Annotated in this window: 18 protein-coding genes; 9 read left to right on the top strand and 9 right to left on the bottom strand. The window is 69.8% G+C overall.

The genetic code is table 11. The annotated features are described in order from the left end of the window. The first annotated feature begins 39 nt into the window (after positions 1 to 39). Positions 40 to 438, top strand: coding sequence for a YccF domain-containing protein (locus NRB56_RS01465; RefSeq protein ID WP_153338648.1), 399 nt, complete (start codon positions 40 to 42; stop codon positions 436 to 438). 2 nt (positions 439 to 440) lie between these two features. Here the strand turns inward: NRB56_RS01465 and NRB56_RS01460 are convergent, their stop codons facing one another. Beyond that, the gene (locus NRB56_RS01460; protein WP_319942412.1) at positions 441 to 878 is read right to left on the bottom strand and encodes a MarR family winged helix-turn-helix transcriptional regulator; all 438 of its coding nucleotides are present in this window, start codon (positions 876 to 878) and stop codon (positions 441 to 443) included. Positions 879 to 941: 63 nt separating this feature from the next. On the opposite strand from NRB56_RS01460, the gene NRB56_RS01455 reads away from it, so the two are divergent. Continuing rightward, the gene (locus NRB56_RS01455; protein ID WP_319942411.1) at positions 942 to 1,178 is read left to right on the top strand and encodes a DUF2530 domain-containing protein; all 237 of its coding nucleotides are present in this window, start codon (positions 942 to 944) and stop codon (positions 1,176 to 1,178) included. Between the two features lie 141 nt (positions 1,179 to 1,319). Beyond that, a complete protein-coding gene (locus tag NRB56_RS01450; protein ID WP_319942410.1) occupies positions 1,320 to 1,943 on the top strand; it encodes a TetR/AcrR family transcriptional regulator in 624 nt (207 codons plus the stop codon). Positions 1,944 to 2,372: 429 nt separating this feature from the next. Here the strand turns inward: NRB56_RS01450 and NRB56_RS01445 are convergent, their stop codons facing one another. Together NRB56_RS01445 and NRB56_RS39980 are read right to left on the bottom strand one after the other, a co-directional pair. After that, positions 2,373 to 5,396 carry a sacsin N-terminal ATP-binding-like domain-containing protein gene (locus NRB56_RS01445; protein ID WP_319942409.1) on the bottom strand — a complete coding sequence of 1,008 codons (3,024 nt, stop codon included), beginning with the start codon at positions 5,394 to 5,396 and terminating at the stop codon, positions 2,373 to 2,375. Positions 5,397 to 5,407: 11 nt separating this feature from the next. Then, on the bottom strand, positions 5,408 to 6,889 hold the full coding sequence (locus NRB56_RS39980) for a DUF3027 domain-containing protein (protein ID WP_319942408.1): 1,482 nt from the start codon (positions 6,887 to 6,889) through the stop codon (positions 5,408 to 5,410). A 17-nt stretch (positions 6,890 to 6,906) separates the two neighbouring features. On the opposite strand from NRB56_RS39980, the gene NRB56_RS01435 reads away from it, so the two are divergent. The 3 genes from NRB56_RS01435 (at position 6,907) to NRB56_RS01425 (ending at position 10,272) form a co-directional block, all read left to right on the top strand. Further along, entirely contained in the window at positions 6,907 to 7,698 is a 792-nt protein-coding gene (locus NRB56_RS01435) for a glutaminyl-peptide cyclotransferase (RefSeq protein WP_153338646.1), read from the top strand. A gap of 62 nt (positions 7,699 to 7,760) precedes the next feature. After that, the gene (locus tag NRB56_RS01430; protein ID WP_406603421.1) at positions 7,761 to 9,713 is read left to right on the top strand and encodes an MFS transporter; all 1,953 of its coding nucleotides are present in this window, start codon (positions 7,761 to 7,763) and stop codon (positions 9,711 to 9,713) included. 34 nt (positions 9,714 to 9,747) lie between these two features. Next, the gene (locus NRB56_RS01425) at positions 9,748 to 10,272 is read left to right on the top strand and encodes a DUF2771 domain-containing protein (RefSeq protein ID WP_319942407.1); all 525 of its coding nucleotides are present in this window, start codon (positions 9,748 to 9,750) and stop codon (positions 10,270 to 10,272) included. Between the two features lie 6 nt (positions 10,273 to 10,278). Here the strand turns inward: NRB56_RS01425 and NRB56_RS01420 are convergent, their stop codons facing one another. Continuing rightward, positions 10,279 to 10,701: a cold-shock protein gene (locus NRB56_RS01420; RefSeq protein ID WP_319942493.1), complete on the bottom strand. Its 423-nt coding sequence runs from the start codon at positions 10,699 to 10,701 to the stop codon at positions 10,279 to 10,281. 176 nt (positions 10,702 to 10,877) lie between these two features. Here NRB56_RS01420 and NRB56_RS01415 point away from each other — a divergent pair, with 176 nt between their 5' ends. Together NRB56_RS01415 and NRB56_RS01410 are read left to right on the top strand one after the other, a co-directional pair. Further along, positions 10,878 to 11,111, top strand: a complete 234-nt coding sequence (locus NRB56_RS01415) for a hypothetical protein (protein WP_153338644.1) — start codon at positions 10,878 to 10,880, stop codon at positions 11,109 to 11,111. A 402-nt stretch (positions 11,112 to 11,513) separates the two neighbouring features. Further along, complete coding sequence (locus NRB56_RS01410) at positions 11,514 to 12,158, top strand: transglycosylase family protein (RefSeq protein ID WP_153338643.1); 645 nt, start codon at positions 11,514 to 11,516, stop codon at positions 12,156 to 12,158. A gap of 779 nt (positions 12,159 to 12,937) precedes the next feature. Here NRB56_RS01410 and NRB56_RS01405 read toward each other — a convergent pair. After that, positions 12,938 to 13,129: a hypothetical protein gene (locus tag NRB56_RS01405; protein ID WP_153338642.1), complete on the bottom strand. Its 192-nt coding sequence runs from the start codon at positions 13,127 to 13,129 to the stop codon at positions 12,938 to 12,940. Between the two features lie 128 nt (positions 13,130 to 13,257). On the opposite strand from NRB56_RS01405, the gene NRB56_RS01400 reads away from it, so the two are divergent. Beyond that, a complete protein-coding gene (locus tag NRB56_RS01400) occupies positions 13,258 to 15,588 on the top strand; it encodes a helicase-associated domain-containing protein (protein ID WP_153338641.1) in 2,331 nt (776 codons plus the stop codon). A gap of 9 nt (positions 15,589 to 15,597) precedes the next feature. On the opposite strand, the gene NRB56_RS01395 is transcribed toward NRB56_RS01400, so the two are convergent. The 4 genes from NRB56_RS01395 to NRB56_RS01380 form a co-directional block, all read right to left on the bottom strand. After that, positions 15,598 to 16,107, bottom strand: coding sequence for an LppU/SCO3897 family protein (locus tag NRB56_RS01395; RefSeq protein WP_319942406.1), 510 nt, complete (start codon positions 16,105 to 16,107; stop codon positions 15,598 to 15,600). A 318-nt stretch (positions 16,108 to 16,425) separates the two neighbouring features. Next, positions 16,426 to 17,844 carry a M1 family metallopeptidase gene (locus NRB56_RS01390; RefSeq protein ID WP_153338640.1) on the bottom strand — a complete coding sequence of 473 codons (1,419 nt, stop codon included), beginning with the start codon at positions 17,842 to 17,844 and terminating at the stop codon, positions 16,426 to 16,428. Positions 17,845 to 17,897: 53 nt separating this feature from the next. Next, positions 17,898 to 18,536, bottom strand: a complete 639-nt coding sequence (locus tag NRB56_RS01385) for a LysE family translocator (protein ID WP_319942405.1) — start codon at positions 18,534 to 18,536, stop codon at positions 17,898 to 17,900. Between the two features lie 30 nt (positions 18,537 to 18,566). Beyond that, positions 18,567 to 19,241, bottom strand: a complete 675-nt coding sequence (locus NRB56_RS01380) for a DUF3239 domain-containing protein (RefSeq protein ID WP_153338988.1) — start codon at positions 19,239 to 19,241, stop codon at positions 18,567 to 18,569. Positions 19,242 to 19,254: the final 13 nt, after the last annotated feature.

The raw sequence follows: 19,254 nt of genomic DNA, 5'->3' as shown, positions 1-19,254 counted from the left end.
TCACAGCCTGCTTTCAGCCGATCGGCCTACCCTGGGGGCATGTCGCCGATTCGACTGGTGCTCAACGTGATCTGGCTGGTGTTCTGCGGATTCTGGATGGCGCTGGGGTATTTCGTCGCCGGGGTGGTGTGCTGCGTGCTGATCGTCCCGATTCCGTTCGGGATCGCGGCGTTCCGGATCGGCGCCTACGTGCTGTGGCCGTTCGGCCGCGAGGCGGTACGAAAGCCCGGCGCGGGCGCGGCCTCGCTCGTCGGGAACATCATCTGGTTCGTCGTTGCCGGATGGTGGCTGGCGCTCGGACATCTGCTCACCAGCATCCCGTTGTTCGTATCGATCATCGGAATTCCGTTCGGCTGGGCGAATCTGAAATTGATTCCTGTTTCGATGTTGCCGCTGGGCCACGAAATCGTTTCCAGCGATGGCGCTTTCCCCCGCTGATTTTATTTATCCTCGGCAACGAACTTTTTCATGATGGCCACCGCCTCGTGTACCACCTCTCGTTGTTCCGGGGTGAGCCCGGACAACTGCTCGGTGAGCCAGACCTCGCGGGCGTTGTTCTCGTCCTGGATCAGCGCGCGACCGGCCTCGGAGAGCGAGACGATGATCTGACGGCCGTCGGTCGGATGCGGGTCGCGCTGCACCAGTTGCAATTCCGCGAGTGACGCGATGACCCGGGTCATCGACGGCGGCTGCACGCGCTCCCGGGCCGCGAGCGCACCCGGTGTCATGGCGCCGTCACGGTTGAGCGTGGCCAGTGCCGACAGCTGGGTGAGCGAAATCTGGGCATCCGCACGACGGCCCCGCAAGTGGCGCGTCAAGCGCACGACCGCCAGAGAAAGCTCTGCGGCGAGCGCACGGATGTCGGAAGGCGTTGTCACAGAGGCAAACGATACGTGACACGCCGCGGACTGACCTCTTGTTCCCACGGCTATCGTGGACTCGTGACGCAGAAGACCCCCGAGATACCGGCCCGGCTCACCGATCCACGCCCGGTGGTGGCCGTCGGCGCGGGATTGTGGCTGATCGCCACGGTGGTGGTGTGGGTGGTCGACCGCTGGGCGCCGGCGCGGCCGGTCTGTCTCATGGGACTGGTCGTCGGGCTGCTCGCCTACGGCATCTTTCTGTGGCAACGCCGGTCCGCCCGGCGCGGCGACAAGGGCGCGCAGAAAGGGCTCTGAACGAAAGGCTGCACGCCGGGCCGTGCATCGAGCGAAAATCCAACGAGTCGGATTTCACCAGGTCACAGCGCTGACCGCCCCCAGAGCCGTTTCGCGGTAGACGAATTGACTGAACGCGTCCTTCCCGCTTTACTGCACGGGGTGTCCTCCCGATTGAGCGTCGAAGAACGACGAGCCCACCTTATCGAGGCCGCGATCGGCCTCGCGGAGAAAAAGGGGGTGGCCGGAGTAACCACGCGCGATGTGGCTCAGGCAGCCGGTGTTTCGCTCGGAGTGGTGCATTACTGTTTCGAAAACAAGGATGCGCTCATGACCGAACTGGTCAAAGCGCTAGCGATGGAATTGCGCGATTCCGTCGAGACCAACGACGCGGTCTGGCAGGACGTCCGCAGCGGCAAGGATTCCCTCCAGAACCTGGTCCGGGCCAGTCTGGAACTGTTGTGGCTCAATATCGAGGCCACTCCCGAACGACAGCTGCTGACCTACGAGACCACGACCTACGCGTTGCGCGAGGGCGAACAGACCCCCGCGAAACTCGCCATCGCCCGTGAGCAATACACCTTCAACGATTCCACCGTGGCGGACGTGCTGGAACACGCCCGCGACGCCACCGGCACCGACTGGCGGGTGCCCGTCCAGACCCTCAGCCGGTTCACGCTGTCGGTCATCGACGGCATCGTGTTGCGCTGGCTGGTCGACAACGACAGCGCGGCGGTCCGCACCCAACTGGATCTGCTCGCGGAGATGATCACCTCGTACGCTTGAGCTGTGTTTTTGGCCTTCGCTTCGCTTCGGCGGGTTCGCGGCCCTGCGGGCCCGATCCTTCCCTCCTCCGGCTCCTCCGCTTCGCTCCCCCGCCTCCGTCAGTCCAGGATCGGGCCGGGCCGCGAACAGGAGGGCTACCCCTGCGTATCGGTGACCGGACTCAGGGGAACGGGTTAGGGCGGCTCGTCGGTTCAAGGATCGAGACGGGCCGCGAACAACCCGGTAGGCGCCTCACACTGGGAGCGCGGTCGGACCGGGAATTTCTGATCGGAGGCTGGGCGAGTTTCAGCAGTCTGGGTCCGGTCCGAGAATGGGCCGGACAGCGAGCTTTTCGGGACAGCGTCGAGTCCTGTGGGGTGGTGTGCGGATCAGTGGCGGGTGGCGGTGGGCCTCCGTGTACCTCCCGACACGCGGCTTGGAGTACCTTCGCTATCCGGGGATCGCGGGTGGGGCTTGGACATGTGTGGTGGTGCCGATTCGCCACCAGGGGACGTTCAGCTCGGCCTCGTAAGCGCCGGACAACCGCACTCGCAGGCACTCGTGCACGACCAGATCGCCTGCCGGAGCGGGGCCGACTGCTTGCAGGCGCAGCAGGACGCCCAGAGGTTCGTCCGCCCAGGTGGTGGGGCGTCCGGTGCTGAGTACCTCGGCGGTGACGGCCTGCGAGACCAAGGGCAGATCCAGGAGGGTGGCCAGTGCGGGGGCGGTCGCCAGATCGCCGACCACCAGCCGGTCCGGCGGTACGGCCGCTGCATACCAGAGCTGGTCCAGGACCAGCGCCTGCCCGGGTTCCAGGACGGCACCGGACAGTGCGCGCACCCGGTCCGGGAGGGTCAGCGCCTCCAGGAACAGGCGCGGGACCGCTTCCGCCAGGCGCGCGTGCACCCGCGAGATCACTTCCGGCGACGGGGTTCTCGCCGGATCGGCGAGTGCTTCCAGCAGTACGGCGGCCGAATACTGGGTGATGGTGTCGGGATCGGCGAGTACGCCGCGCAGGGCGAGCAGATCGGTCTCACCGAAACCGGTCAGCTCCGGCAGCAGACCGGCGTACGCGGTGTCGGCCGGGGCACGGTGGATGCCCAGGGGCACCCCGTCGATGCGGGCGTAGCGGCGCAACCACCACACGGTGTAGCCGTCCCGGTCGGCCAGCAGCCCGCGGGTGTCCGGCTCGGACAGCAACAGCCGCAACGCGTCCGGCCACGCGTCCGCATCGATCAGCTCCAGATCGCGTACCGCCGCGAGCACCGGCGGATCCTCCGGCAGGCTGTCCCACCAGAGATCCTCCTCGTCCAGATCGTGATCGGGTCCGGTCGGATCGGTCTCGGTGACAACGGAGAAGCCCCAGCCCACGCCGACCGCGCGCAGGGCCACCTCGCCGTACTGCTCCACCAGCTCGGAATCGACTGTGCCGAAAGGAGAATCGTCGGCCAGCAGCTCCGCGAGCGGGGCGCCGGGCAGCAGCAGATCCTCGGCGGGCAGCAGTTCGCCGGTGTCGTCCGGCAATTCGAGCATGCCCAGCCATTCCGGCAGCGGGACGTCCTCCGGCAGCAGCTCGGCCAGTTGCAGCACCGCGTCGACAGTGTCCGGATCGTCGGGCTGTTGCTCGAGCTCCGCGCGCAACGCGGGGTCGCTGAGCAGCTCCTCGACAGTGGCCCGGCGAGCGCCGAGCCGGATCAGCAGATCGTGGTCGGCCTCCGGATGCACCAGCCGGGCCCAGTGCACCGGGATCGGCACCCGCAACTGGTCGTCCACCACCACCGTGCGCGGCCCGGTGACCTGACGGCCGTCGGCCAGCGGCACCGCGAGCGCACCCAGTTCCTCCACCGCCAGCGGATCGCCGACGAACGACTGCAATGCGTCGTACAGCGAATACCACCAGGTCAGTGGACGATCCAGCCCTGCCGACAGCTCCGCGATCCGCGCCAGGCCGATCCGGTGCACGTCCAGCACCGCGAGCCGGTCCGCGACCGCGCGACCGGACAGCTCCGGAATCACCAGCGGCCCCAGCAGATCCGCGAGCAGATGGGCCAATTCGGCGTCGGCGCCGGTGAATACGCTGGATCGGGTCGGTATCGCGGTGCCCTCGACGACCACCGGCGCACCACCGTCCTCGACGGCGGATTCGTCGACGGTCAGCACCGGCAGCCACGTGCCCTCGCGCAGTTCGGTGACGACGGCCTCGCGCAGCAGGCCGTCCACCTCGCTGCGCGCGAAACCGGGGGCGGGCACCAGCAGCAACCGCTCCCGCGGCGGCAGGGCTCGCGCGAAATCCGCGTATCCGGAAGCCAATTCAGCGATCCGGCCGCCGGGCAGCAGTCGCCGCCGGTCCGGCTGCATCGCGATGTCGGCGATCAGCAGCGCGGGCAGCGACAGTTCCTCGTCCGAACGGGTCGGCGCGCGCAGCACATCCGGCCGCGCCTGCACCGGCCGGCCGTTCCGCACCGGCAACAGCCAGCGGGCACGGGCGGTCCGGAACTGCCACCACACCCGTTCCCCGGACTCCTCGGACGCCTCGTCGAGCGCGCCGAACGGGTCGGCCACACCGATCGTCCCGGTGTCCGCGTCCAGACCCGCGAGCAGCGCGTCGAACGGATCCGGCTCCGCCGCCCCGGCTTCCGGCGCATCCCCCGGCCCGGCGTCCGCATCGCCCGATATCGGACCCTCGCCACCGAGCACGCGTATCGGCTGCTCCGCGACCGCCGGTAGCGGCCCGAGCCGGATTCGCAACTCCTCCAGCCCGCCACCGAGATCGGTGACGATACTGTGGAATTCGTCGTCGCCGACCCGGATCGATCGCAGCGCGGGCAGTTCCAGCAGCAGGTCGATCGCCTCGGCCCGCATCGCCGCCAGCAGCGCGTCCGCGTCGACGTCCGCGCGCAGGTGGACGACCACCTCGCTGTCGAATCCATCGGCCGGCGGCGATGCCTCCGGCCAGACCAGCCGCAGCGCCGGCGGCGCGAAATCACCCTCGCCGCGGCGACTTTCGGCAGCGCCCTCCGGGATCCGCACCCCAGCGTCCCGCAGTGACGCCCAGGTCCGCGCCCGGGAGAACCGCAAAGACCCGGTGGCGGAACGGAACTCGACCTCGTCACCGGCGCTGAGCACGGCCGTGAAACCGACCCCGAACTCGCCCACCGAATCCCGCCCCGACTTCGCCGAGGCGCGCAACGCCGTGAGCGCATGCACCCCCGAGACATCCAGCGGCACACCGGTATTCATCACGTGTAACGCACGGTCGCGCAGCTGGACCGACACCCGGCCCGGCACACCCGCCTTGACCGCCGCGTCGGCGGCGTTCTGCGCCAGCTCGGTCAGCAGCCGATCCCGGTACCCGGCGCGCACGAGGTCGGCCTCGGTGGCCGCGTCCTCCCGCAATCGGGTCGGTGAATCCCGCCATGCCGCCAGCACTCCCGCTCGCAGCGCCGCCGTCCCGAACGGATCCGACGTATCCACAACCGTGTTGCTCAGTTCGACCCCGCCACTCCGGATTCATCGGGCCGGACCCGGACCGCGGACACGGCCCAGGCATCGTTGTATCGCCCCGCATCCGACTGCTCGGCCTGCTCCGGCTCACCGTTCCGCTCGGATTCCGCTCCCACGGAGCCCGGCTCGGCGACAGCATCGTGATCGTCCGCGGCGTCGGACACCGTATCAGCCTCGGCGCCCGCGTCGGAACCCGGAACAGACTGCGCCGTAGCCGATTCCGCACCCGCACCGATCTCATCGGACTCGGCCTCCGGAGCCGTGCCGACCGCCACCGGCGAGGCACCGGTGATGCCGGTGTCCCCGGTCTCCGATCCGGCCTCGGCATCCGCCGAGATCCCGACCTCACCCACCGAAGCAGCCTCGGCCGCCGGCCGGACATCGGGGGCACCCGCGCCCGATGCGGTATCGCTCAACGAATCCGCACTCACCACATCGGAATTCGTATCGGACGCCGCTCCCGCACCGGCGACCGACGTCGGATCGGAGCCCGCCGGGCCGGCACCGGCACCGTCGGCCGAGGCCGCAGTGCCGGTGTTTTCGACAGCGGATGTGTCGACGGCCTCGGTGCCGGCGGCGGACTCGCTCGCACCGGCCGGATCGGAGACGCCGGTGGCCGAAGCGGCCGCGCCCGGACCGCTCTCGGGATCGATCCCGTTCGAATCCGTGGAAACGGTTTCGGCATCCGGGGCCGGAGTCTCGGCCGGACGGCGGAGATCGGCGGCGGAGACCATGTCCACGGCCGCGTCGTCGAAGGCCTCGTAGAGCGGCGAGCCCTGGCCGGTGGGGAGTTCCGTGTCGGAGTGGGCTCCGCAGCCGTACTCGGTGTGCACGACGTGCCCGTCGGCGCCCATCGCGTTGGCGCAGACGCCGAAGGCAGCGCGCAGGGCGCCGGCCACGGGCACGAAGAAACCGCAGAGGCCGCACGTCGACGGTGCGGCGCGGGCCATGTCGGTATCGGGACCGTATTCGGAATACCACCGACCGGCGGCCTCCTCGCGGCCCTCCCGGCTCAGCACCCGCGGGCGGCCCAGGCCGATCTCCTCGATCGCCTCGTCGACGACCGGGTCACCGGTGAGCATGTAGCCGGGGACCAGGCGGGGGTCGTCGGGGCCGGTGGCGAGCAGGTCGCCGGGGGCCAGATCGCCGGGGCGGACCCGTTGATCCCAGGGCAGGAAGTCGGGAGGCACCAGGGCCTCCGGGCCGGGCAGCAGTGCCGACTCACTGACTGTGGCATGGTCGGCCGACGGCGGGGCGGCGACCACCACGGCCCACTGCCAGCCGCCGTACCCGGGCAGGGTGGCGGCGAAATGGTGGGTGGCGGCGTACTCGTCCTCGCCGGTCACCCCCAGATGCTCGCCGACCCCGGTCGGCTGCAACTCCAGGAGCGCACGGCGGGCCAGTCCGACCGCCTCCGCCAGGATCGGTCGCACACCGGACTCCGAAACACGAACAGCGCTCACGCCCTACATTTTGCCGTATGGGACGCAAACATCGTGCGTGGGCCGTGGCAGGTTCGATCGTGCTGGCGATACTGCCCGTTTCGACGGCCGCCTGCGACCCCGGTGACGACGCCGCGAACCCGCCTCAACTGCGGGTACAGGTCGTGGCCACCCGGCCGCACGATCGTGCGGCGTTCACCGAGGGACTGGAGATCGACGGGAGTCTGCTCTACGAGAGCACCGGACTGGAGGGCCGTTCCAGCCTGCGCGTCGACGACGCGACGACCGGTGCGCAACTCGGGCGTGTCGAGCTGCCGCCCGAGTTCTTCGGTGAGGGGGTCACCCGGGTGGGTGACACCGTCTGGCAGATCACCTGGAAGAACCAGGTGGCGTTCGCCCGCGACCCGCTCACCCTCGCCGAACGCGGCCGGGCCCGCTACGAGGGCGAGGGGTGGGGCCTGTGCACCCGCGGCGACCGGGTCGTGATGAGCAACGGCAGCGACACCCTGACCTTCCGGGATCCGGCGACCTTCGCCGAGACCGGATCGGTGCGACTGACCGGCCACCCGACCGTCCGGCTCAACTCGCTGAACTGCGCCGCCGACGGCACCGTGTACGCGAACGCCTGGCCGACCGACCACATCCTGCACATCGACCCGGACAGCGGCCGCGTCCTCGGCGACATCGACGCCTCGGGCCTGCTGGCGCCGAAGGACAAGCCGGGCACCGACGTGCTCAACGGAATCGCCCAGATCCCCGGCACCGACCGATTTCTGCTCGCCGGGAAGAACTGGCCCCTGACCTTCGAGGTTCGCTTCGTACCGGCCTGAACGAGCGGATCGCCGCACGGGCTGGACTCCACGCCCGCCGGACGTGCGAGAGAATCGACAGCGTGACTGTCTCCCGCGATCCCTCCGGTACCGATCCAGGTCGGTGGGGCGGCGAGGAGCATCCGATGCTCGAGCGGCACCCCGGCTACGACCGGTACCCGCCGCCGAACTCGTCGTCGGAGCGGAAGTCGCGTGGCAAAGGTTCCGGGGGTTCCGTGAACGGGCAACCCCGGACCACACCGCTGCCCGCCACGGAACTGCCGCTCGCTGCCTCGCCGCCACCTGAATCCCCGTCCGCGGACCACGCCGAACAGCCCAGACGGCGGGTCCCGCGCAAGCTCACCGTCACCCGCGTGGTCGCGATGCGCAGCCTGGAACTCACCGAGAAGGGTTTCCAGACCTTCCAGCGGGCCGCGAAGGCCGACGGCGCCGGCGAATCCGGGCTCACGGCCCTGGTCTACGCCACGATGGCGAATTTCGCGCTCGACGCCGCCATCGCGGTGGCCCTGGCCAACACGCTGTTCTTCGCCAGCGCGACCGCCGAATCCAAATCCAAGGTGGCGCTGTATCTGCTGATCACGATCGCGCCGTTCGCGGTGATCGCGCCGCTGATCGGCCCGCTGCTGGATCGGTTGCAGCGCGGCCGCCGGCTGGCGCTGGCCGGTTCGTTCGCCGTCCGGATCGCGTTCATCCTGTTGCTGATCTTCAACGTGAACAGCTGGGCGCTGTATCCGCTGGCACTGGGCGCGATGATCCTCAGCAAATCGTTCGCGGTGCTGAAGAGCGCGGTGACGCCGCGGGTGCTGCCACCGGGAATCGATCTGGTCCGCACCAACTCCCGGCTGACGGTGTTCGGCCTGGTCGGCGGCACCCTGGGTGCGGGCGCGGTGGCCGGGGCCATCGCGACCGTCGCCGGATCGGCCGGGGCGCTGATCTTCGCGGCGCTGATCGCCGCGGGTGGCGCGTACCTGAGCCTGCGCATCCCGTCCTGGGTGGAGGTCACCGAGGGCGAGGTACCGACCACGCTGGGATATCACCGCCGGGACGGGCACCTGGTCGCGGAACGGGACGAGCGGCCCACCGAGCCTCATGGGCGGCCCGCCACCAAATCCGATAAGCGGCCCGCCACCAAATCCGATAAGCGGCCCGCCACCAAATCCGACGAGCGTCACGCCGCCAAGTCCGACGAGCGGCCCGCCGCCGGGAACGATGAGCAGCCCACCGGCGAGCCCGATGAGCGTCACGCCGCCGAGTCCGATGGGTGGCCCGCCGCCGGGAACGATGGGCGGCCCGCCGCCGGGAACGATGGGCGGCCCGCCGCCGAGCCCGATGTCACGGTGCAACCGGCCCGCCGCCGGCAGCCACTGGGCCGGTCGGTGGTGACCGGGCTGTGGGGCAACAGTTCGATCCGGGTGCTCACCGGCTTCCTGACCTTCTACGTGGCCTTCGTCGCGAAATCCACCGAGCACCGGCCCGTGCAGCAGGCCGCGATGCTCGGCGCGGTGGGCGCGGCGGCCGCGATCGGCAACTTCATCGGCAACGCCTCCGGCGCCCGGCTGACCCTGGGCCGGCCCGCGCTGCTGGTGGTCAGCTGCACCGCGGCCTGTACGGCGGCGGCGATCTTCGCGACCTTCCTGGACAACCTGCTCGGCGCGGCCGTCGCGGCGCTGATCGGCGCCGGGGCCAGCGCGCTGGCGAAGGTGTCGCTGGACGCGTCCATCCAGGACGATCTGCCCCCGGAGTCGATCGCCTCCGGATTCGGGCGGTCGGAGACCGTACTCCAGTTGTCCTGGGTGATCGGCGGCGCCGGCGGGGTGCTGCTCCCCACGGAGTACTGGAAGGGTTTCGCCGTGGTCACAGCGCTACTGGCGGTGGGATTGGCACAAACCGTAGTGAGCTACCGTGGACACTCGCTGCTGCCCGGCTTGGGCGGCAACCGGCCGCAGCACGCGCAGCAGGAGATCCCCGGCGGCAGTGCCGACATCTCCGGCGGCACCGAGGCGCCGGGGCTGTGACGGACGGCCCGTCCCCGAGCGACAGGAATGACCAGTGAAGCCCAGCACCCGCAAGTTCGCCGTGCTCGCCGCCGTGGCGCTGATCGTGGTGGTCGCCGCCGTCGCGGGCATCGTGGCCACGGCGGTGCACCGCGCCCATCGGGCCGATCCGCAGCTCACCGCCTACGCGCACGGTAAGACGGTGACCGTGCCGCCGTACCGGTTCTGCACGGTCCAGGACGAGGGTGCGCGGCTGGCGCTGAAGTGCCGGCAGAGCAATATCACCGCGCCGCTCGCGACGCCCGCCGGCTACCCGTTGCAGCTGTCGCTGCCCAGGCAGGTCGCCGACGCGCCGTGGGTGATGGTGCAGGAGTACGCGCTGCCGGACGGCACGGCCGTCCAGCACCTGGCGTCCTACCGCGACTACCCGGCCGGGACGATGGCCGTCACCGTGAATTCCCGTCCGCAGCAGGATCTCCGGCTGGTGGGCGTGGAGATCCAGTTGGTGCTGCCGGTCCGGGACGAGAACGGGGCCGAGTCGTACGCCCCGTACCAGGTGTGGTCGATAGCGACCGCCTGAGCCCGCTCAGTGATCGAGTTCGCGGGCGACGCCGCGGACGACCTCGGCGATGCGCTGCGCGGTCTTGCGGTCCGGGTACTTGCCCCGGCGCAGATCCGGCTGCACCGTCGCCTCGAGCAGGGTGATCATGTCCTCGATCATCCCGTGCAGGTCGTCGGGGGACTTGCGGGGATGCGCGGCATCGTTGCGGCGGGGACGGCTCGGGGCCTCTTCCCGCACCGACGGCAGCGGATCGAGCAACTTCAGGCTCAGCGCCTGCGGGCCGCGCTTGCCGGCGGCCATCCCGAATTCCACTCGTTGCCCGGGCTTCAACCCTTCGACACCCTTGGGCAACGCAGACGACCGAACATAGACGTCCTCGCCCTCATCCTGGGAAAGGAAGCCGAAGCCCTTTTCGACGTCGTACCACTTCACCCTGCCGGTCGGCACTGCGATCACCCGTTCGTCATCGATGCCCGGACCACCCGGACACAACCGAGGGCGCCGGGATACGTCCGGGCCCTTCTGCTTTCGAAAAGAACGCGCCCCACAGGTATGCAGGACGCGAATGCTCTGAGTCTACCCCGGTGCCGAGAGCGCGAGCACATGAGTTTTACGGTGCAGTAATGCCCGATCCTCACTCGCGGCCGGCGCCTCGCCGGTCCGGCACGCCTCTGCTCTACGTCGCCCTGGGGCTCTTCGCGATCGGTCTGCTGGCCATCGTCGCCATTCTGCTGACTCCGGTGCTGTCCGACGCCGAACCCGCGCTGTGGTTGTACGTCACAGCCATGGCCGGTACCGCCTCGGGACTGTTGCTGGCCCTGGCGTTCGCCCTCTGGTCCGGTCGCCGCGCGCGCTGATGCGCGCACCCGCGCATTTGCCCAGTTCACCCCGGAACCAGTCCTGTGATGTTCGTCACATAACGAGACGATAACGAGGCGGTCACAGTCCATGCTCGGCGGTAACGCACCGCATTCACCTGCGCAGAAACACTTTTCGGGCGCTGACCGCGCGGGATCCGGCCACCCGCACACGCCGGTTATCAAATGGTGATTTTCTCCGGCGTTCGTCGTACCGTTCTTAACGCAGCCGGGATTCCCGGCACCACCGGCCCGCCGCACCGAACCTCACCCCGCGGGTACGGACCCCAGACGGAAGCAGGGGTGAGGGCGGCGCACCTCCGGGCGCGCAGGGGACGGACGACCTCTCAGTCCGAACCCGAGTGCATCTCGCAGGTGCGTACGAGAGGAAGACGACCCGATATGAGTGGACGCCATCGCAAGCCGACCAACACCGGCCGCACTGTCGCCAAGGTTGCTGTGACGAGCGCGATCGTCGGTGGGGCCGGTGTCGCCCTCGCCGGACACGCCTCCGCGGCCCCCGACTCCGACTGGGACCGTCTCGCGCAGTGCGAATCCGGCGGTAACTGGGGCATCAACACCGGCAACGGCTTCCAGGGAGGCCTGCAGTTCTCCCCCGGCACCTGGGCCTCGCACGGCGGCACCGATTACGCGCCGGCGGCCAATCAGGCCTCGCGCGAACAGCAGATCACCGTGGCCGAGAAGGTTCTCGCCAGCCAGGGCTGGGGCGCTTGGCCCACCTGCTCCTCGAACCTCGGCCTGCACAGCTCGCCGAGCGAGCGCACCGCACCCGTGAGCCCCGGCAACCACTGGAGCAGCCCCGACGCCGACGATGTGGTGGCGGGCGCGCCGCAGGCGCAGTTCCCCGACGGCACGCAGGACATCTTCCACGCCGTCGACAACGTCGTCGCCGCCGCGCAGGCGCAGGGCTTCGAGGTCCCGCAGGACGCGATGAACACCTACAACGCGTTCAAGGCCAGTGGCACCAAGCTCGACCCCTCCGTCGTGAACTTCTTCGAGGCGAACAAGGGCCTGCTGCCCAACTGATCCCCTCGGGTTTCGGACCGGCCGTCGACCCTGTCATCGCGGCCGGTGTTCTTTCTCCCACAGTCGATCACGCACATCCGCGACTCGAAGATCGATATCGGTCAGACGTCACGTAATCGCTGATCGACTGGGCACAACGGTTACTCACCGGGCACGGCATCGTGCCGAACGGAATCCTCGCGTGAATCCGCCGGTGCGAGATCACATTCCGTCGCGGAGCCGAGCCCGACTCGCTGACAGCGTCGTTCATCGACCCGCGGCGATGCGACTCGGAAACCGTTCACTCATCGAGGTTTCCGGCACGAGGTGCTCCCTGCCCGAGTCCCGAGCCAGTCGGCCTGTCCCGGTTGCTGAGCCGGTATGAAGCCGCGTACCGGTCCGAGGCCCGGGAATCCGTGGCGGTATGAGCACTTCCACACAGCCCACCTGATCGTCCCCATCGGCTCACCAGGTTCCTTCCGTTGCCTGGTGAGCCGATGGCCGTAACTGCACGGGCATCGAGGCGACGGCCTCACGTACAGGCCAGACCCGGCCGGGCTCGAGCGGCCGGTAGCCCGCGACCCCGGCCAGGGACCTTACGCGGCCGGGTCTAAATCCTGTGGTGGAGGCAGTGCGGTGGCGCGACCGTGGCGGCTCGACGGCTCGGCTCGCACCGCGAATGCCCGGGGCCCAGCGGCCACGCGCCTGCCGGGCTGTCGGCCGAACACGGCGGGCCGACTGTTTTCGGACGCGGCAGAGGCCCCCGCACCGATCGGTGCGGGGGCCTCCAGGAGCCTGAATCAGCGGTTGACGACCGTGTGCGGGTGCACGTAGGGCATCTGCTCCGCCGGGACCGGGAATTCGGTGTCCTCGCCGTACGGGGACAGACCACCCGCGCGGGTCGCCGAGAGCTCGGTGACCGCGTGATCGCCGTTGGCCAGTCGCGGCCAGCCGTTGTCGACATAGGAGGACTTCTTCGATTCTTTCGCCACGTGGTCATTCTGACATGGCGGCACACGTTCCGGTTCACGGCCCGGCTCGCCGGCCGATAGCCGAACGCGCGCGTGCGGGGTCGCGGAGCACAGACACGGGCGAGGCTCTCACCGTACGCTGGACGGCGATGACTGCGACCGAAGCCTCCGCCGCGACCGGCGCGGCCGGCGGGGTGGCCCTGGCCGATTGGCTGGCCGCCCGCTCCGATGACGATCTCGTGACGCTGCTGACGTTGCGTCCCGACCTCGCGGTACCGCTCCCCGCCTCGATGGCCGTGCTGGCGGCCCGCGCCGAACAGCGTGCCTCGGTGTTCCGTGCCGCCGACGACCTCGACACCCTGGATTTCGCAGTCCTCGAGACCCTGGCGGTGCACAACGCGATCCACGAAGGCGGGTCGCGCAACCGGGCCGCCGAGGCGTTGCCGCGCCGCCGGCTGACCGATCTGCTCGGTGACCGAGCCCCGATCGCCGACATCGACACCGCGATCGAGCGGCTGACCGCGCGCGCCCTGGTGTGGGGCACCGACGAGCTGTACGCGGTGGCCGCCACCAAGGAGGCGCTGCCCTGGCCGCTGGGCAGCATCACCGAGATCCCGGACGCGCTGAGCGAGGCGGAGATCACCGCCGCGCTGGCCGGTCTGGCCCCGCCGGAACGCGCCCTGCTGGACAAACTGGCCACCACCGGCCCCCGGGGCCGTACCCGCGACGCCGCACCGGGCACCGCACCGGACCGCCCGATCCAGCGACTGCTCGCCGCCCGCCTGCTGAACTGGGTCGACGCCGAGACCGTCGAACTGCCGCCCGCGGTGGGCCAGGTACTGCGCCGCGAACCGGTCACCGACCCGCACGTCCTGACCCCGCCGCGGCCGGAACCCGTCCACCACACCGCCGCCGAGGCCAATGCGGCCGCCGCGGGCGAGGTGGGCGAACTGCTGCGTCATGCCGGCGACCTGCTGGAGGTGCTGGGTCAGGGCCCGGCCCCGGTGCTACGGGCCGGCGGCCTCGGCGTGCGGGAGTTGCGCCGGATCGCCAAACAGGCCGGGATGGACGAGAACCGGGCCGGTCTGCTCGCCGAGGTGCTGGCCGCGGCCCACCTGCTGGACAAGGGTCTTCCGGATCCGGCGCCGGAGGTCGAGACCGTCGACGATTTCTGGGCGCCGACCGCCGCCACCGACGGCTGGCTGGAGGGACCGTCCGCCCGCCGCTGGGTGGTGCTCGCCCTGGCGTGGCTGGAGCTGGATCGCTGCCCGTGGATGATCGGCCTGCGCGACGCCAACGACAAACCGCTGGCCGCCTTGTCGCCCGAACTGCGGACCGTGCACGCGGCCCGCGACCGGCACGCGGTCCTGTCCCTGCTCGGCGAGTATCCGGCCGGATCGGCGGTGACGGCGACCGACCTCGCGCGGGTGCTGGCGTGGCGGCAACCGCGGCGCCGCAGGCATTTCCGGACCGACACCGTGGAGCACACGCTGGCCGAGGCGGCGGCGCTCGGACTGGCCGGCCGTGGAGCGCTCACCTCCGCGGGACGCGCTCTGCTGCACGGCAATCCGGGCGACGCCGAGGCCGAGATGGAAACGGCGCTGCCCGCGCCGCTCGATCATGTTCTGGTGCAGGCGGATCTGACGGTCATCGCGCCCGGCCCGCTGGTCCCGGATCTCCAGCAGCGCATCGCGCTGGTCGCGGACGTCGAATCGGCGGGCGCCGCGACCGTGTACCGGGTCGGCGAGAATTCGGTGCGCCGGGCGCTGGACGCCGGGCTGACGGCTGCCGAACTACAGCAGCTGTTCGCGGCGCATTCCCGCACCCCGGTACCGCAGGCGCTCACCTATCTGATCGACGACGTGGCTCGCCGGCACGGCCGGTTACGGGCCGGTCTGGCGCAGTCCTTCCTGCGCAGCGAGGATCCCAGCCTGCTGGCCGAGGTGCTGGCGGCGCCGGTGGCCGAGCGGCTGGCTCTGCGCGCCGTCGCCCCGACGGTGGCGATCTCCCAGGCGCCCCTCGGCGACGTCCTGGAACAGTTGCGCGCGGCCGGGTTCAGCCCGGCCGGGGAGGATGCCTCCGGCACGATCGTCGACCTGCGGCCGCGCGGGGCACGACTGTCGGTGCGTCCGAACGCCCGGCAGTCGTGGCGGCCCAATCCGCCCAGCACGGAACAGTTGCGGGCGTTGGTGACCGAACTGCGAGCAGGGGAGAAGGCCGCGCGCACCCGATCCGGGCAGGCGGTCCGCGCCGACGGCAGCCGGACGAGTACCGCCGCGACGATGGCGCTGCTGCAACTCGCGGCGAAGGTGCGCCGCCCGGTGCACATCGGCTATGTCGACGCGCAGGGCGTCGCCACTCAGCGCGTGGTGGAACCGTTGCAGGTGTCCGGTGGTCAACTGGACGCGCTCGACCCGGTGACCGGCGCGGTCCGGCACTTCACGTTGCACCGGATCGCGTCGGTCGCGCTGGTCGAGTGAATTCCGCGCTCAGCCTTTGGGATTGGTGAGGCAGAACGTGGTCTTGGGGTTGGACAGCGTCAGGAAGGTCGAATTCGAGTCACAGGCGAATTCGTCGCTGGTGCCGTCGATCCGCTTCACGACCTTGACCGTGGCCGCGGTGGACGCGCAGTCGGCGTAGGCGAATCCGGTCTCCCGGTCCTGGTGATAGCAGCTGCCCTGCTTCAGATTCGGGGCGAGGCACAGATGGGCGGTGCCGCCGCCGTAGGTCTCCTCGTAGGAGGTGTTCTCGGTGCCGCAGTCGGCCTTCTGGTCCGAGGTCGACACCACCTTGTAGACCGCCTTGTCCGACGAGCAGTCGACGGGCTCGGTCTTGGCCGCGGTCGTCGAACCCTCGAGGACGTTGATGCAGTCCCCCACCTTGGCCCGCGCGGTATCGGATTTACCGGAACTGGATGAGCAGCCGGTGACCGCCAGTGCGGCCACCGCCACCAGTGCCGGCACGAAGCGAACGATCAGCTTCGTCCCTGCCTTGTTCACGTACGAAAACCTCTCTCACCCAATCGTTCACGGCGTATCCGCGGCGCGGTCGCCCGCGAACGCCGGTGAGCGGACGATACCCCGTGCGCCGGTTCGCCGGAGCACCCGGGCCGGTTGCCCGCGGAACCGGTTACAGGGTGCCTCCCATCGAGAGGCCGTGCAGCCCGAGCAGGGCGTATCCGAGTGTGCGACTGATATTGAGCAGCGTCAGCATTCCGAGGTAGGTCATGTTTCACACCTTTCCACAGCGACGCGGGGACTGTCCCCGATCGCACCGAGGATTGTGTCGTCCTATTTGTGCCAGGTGTTACGGCGGTCTCAACCGAGGGAAAGGGTGCCCGGGAACAGGTCGCTGTCCGGCGGCGGCGTCGTGCCGTCCAGCCAGGCCGCGAGGAACCCGCCGAGTGCGATCGGCGTCAGAGTTTGCAGGTAGGAACGGAATTCGGGCATGGCGGCGTTGCCGTAGCGGTGCGCCTGCACGAACCGCGACATCGCCGGGAAGAAGATCGCGTCGCCGAGCAGATGCCGCAGCGCGTGCAGGAACAGCGGGCCGCGGGTGTACACGACGGTGAATTCCCTTCCGGCGCCGGGGTTCTGCAACGGGATCGACCAGAAGTCCGGATCGTCGCGGTACTTGTCGACGGTTTCGCGGTACATCCGGTCGACGTCCTTGCCCTCCTTGCGTTCCGGCCACAGGTAGTCGGCGGTGTAGCTGGCGAAGCATTCGTTCAGGCAGATATCGGACCACTGGGTGACCGACATCGAATCACCCCACCACTGATGGGTGTTCTCGTGCACCACCGTGTTCAGGTCGGTCCAGGGGGCGTAGATCGGCCGGGTCTGGGTCTCCAGCGAGAACTGCAGATCGGTGTCGACGTAGATGCCGCCGCCGGTTTCGAACGGGTAAGGGCCGTACAGGGTTTCCAGGAAGTCCAGGATCTCCGGCAGCCGGTTCTCCAGTTCCCGGCGCGAGACCGCCTGCGGGGCGAAGGCGCTGAACAACGGGGTGCCGTCGGCTCGCCGCTGCTCCAGGAATTCGAAATGGTCGATCGCCACCGTGGTCAGGTAGCCGGCCACCGGATCGCGCAGCCGCCATTCGACGGTCCGATGCGTGCCGTCGGCGACGTCGCGGGTGCGCAGCCCGTTCGACACGACCTCCCACTCCTGCGGCACCGTCACCCGGACCTCGAAGGTGGCCTTGTCCAGCGGGGTGTCGTTGAGCGGGTACCAGGTGGCGGCGGAATGCGGTTCGCCCGCGGCGAAGGCGCCACCGCTCGGCGACACCGTCCACCCGGAGTCGGGCGTGTCGGTGACCTGGCCGGCGTAGTCGACGGCGATCGCGAACGGCAGCCCCGGCAGCAACGGCAGCAATGGGCTGACAGCCAGCTTGTGCGCACCGGTCCGCTCGAAGAGGGCCGGGCGGCCGTTCACCGTGACCGCCCGGACCTCGGGCCCGTTGAAATCGAGTTCGAAGGCGCGCAACGGTTGTGCGGCGATCGCCGACAGTCGCGCGATGCCCGCCAGCTGCCGATTCGGCGGGTCGTAGTCGAGGGTGAGGTCGTAGTGCTCGACGCGATAACCGCCGTTGCCATCGTCCGGATAATAGGGATCGCCGAGGCCCGGCGCGCCGACCGCCGGATCGTCCAGCACCTGGGCAGGCGCGGTGACCGGCGCCGGCGACACGGAGGCGCCGGCGAGCAGCAGCCCGGCCACCAGGCGGCGCATTCGTGTGTGCATGCGTCGAGCCACCCCTTCCGACCTGCGTGCGGATATCGGGGATGGTAGCCGGATCAGTTGTTCGTGCCGGTGACCGCCACGGTCGCACCCAAACCGATGATCATGAGCCCGCCCGCGCCCCCGACGGCCTCCAGCCGCCGCGGCGACCGCGCGAACCAGGCGCGCGCGGTACCGGCCAGCAGCGCCCAGGCACTGTCGGACACCAGCGCGACGCCGAGGAAGATCGATCCGAGGATCAGGAACTGGACCGGCAGATATCCGCTGGCCGGCTCCACGAACTGCGGCAGCACCGCGGAGAAGAAGACGAGGGCCTTCGGATTGGTCACCCCGACCACGATGCCCTGCCGGAACACCCGCCGATGCGGCGCCGGCTCGGCCTGCGCGGCGAACGCCTCGCGCAGCGACCGGCGCTGCCGGACGGCCTGGACGCCGAGGTACACCAGGTAGATCGCCCCGGTCAGCTTCACGATCGTCAGGGCGAGTGCCGAGGCGGCGACCAGGCTGCCGAGCCCGGCGGCCACCGCGATCACCAGCATCTGCACCCCCAGGGCATGCCCGAGCACCGATATCAGGGCGGCACGCCGCCCGTCGGTGAGCGCGCGGCCGATGGTGAACAGCACACCCGGCCCGGGAATCACGATGATGACGGTCGCCGCGATCAGGAAGGCCACCAGGTTGGAGGTGGGAATCACGAGATCATTCTACGAAGGCGCGCAACGGGTTTACCCGCGCAATTCCTCCGGCAGCTGATGCGGATCCAGCAGCAGCCGCTTCGACTCGGCGGCCAGGACCTTCGCGGCGAGGGTGATGTTGTCGGCCAGCAGCGTCCACTCCACCTCACTGATCGCGGAGCGGGCCCGCTCGATCACGCCGGGATCGCGGGTGCCCCAGGCGATCGGCATCGGCGTGATCGGCTGCCGCAGATCGCCGATGGAACCGGAGGCGAAGTCGGTGCGGACCGTGACCGCGGGCACCTGCTCGCCCGCCCGGTCGCGATGACCCGGCAGGGCCCGCACCACCCGGACGATCAGCGCGTAGACCGGCGCGGCGCCCGGCTTCGCGACGTTGACCAGGGCCAGCAGGGTCAGGCCCTTCTGGTTGTGCTCGGTCACCACCGCGGGCACCAGTTCACCCGCGGCGTACAGCTTGTCGACCCGCGCGCGGTGCGGCGTCCACACCGCGACGAACAGCGCCGTGACCGTGCCGAGCGCGAAGGCGACGGAGAGTATGAACGAATAGGGATGCCCCAGCCGGATCAGGCCCGCGGTCGAGAGGCCCAGCACGATCGCGACGGCGAAGGCCACGATGCGCAACCGCCGGACGGTCGGCACGATCTCGTTGACCGATCGGGCATACGCGCGGTCCACCGCGAAGTCGAAGCGTCGCACGTCTACCATCCTCACCTGTCTC

It is taken from the genome of Nocardia aurantia (assembly GCF_009604425.1).
GTDB classification, from domain to species: domain Bacteria; phylum Actinomycetota; class Actinomycetes; order Mycobacteriales; family Mycobacteriaceae; genus Nocardia; species Nocardia aurantia.
Note: the sequence above shows the minus strand (reverse complement) of the source record. Positions and strands in the feature narration are given on the sequence as shown.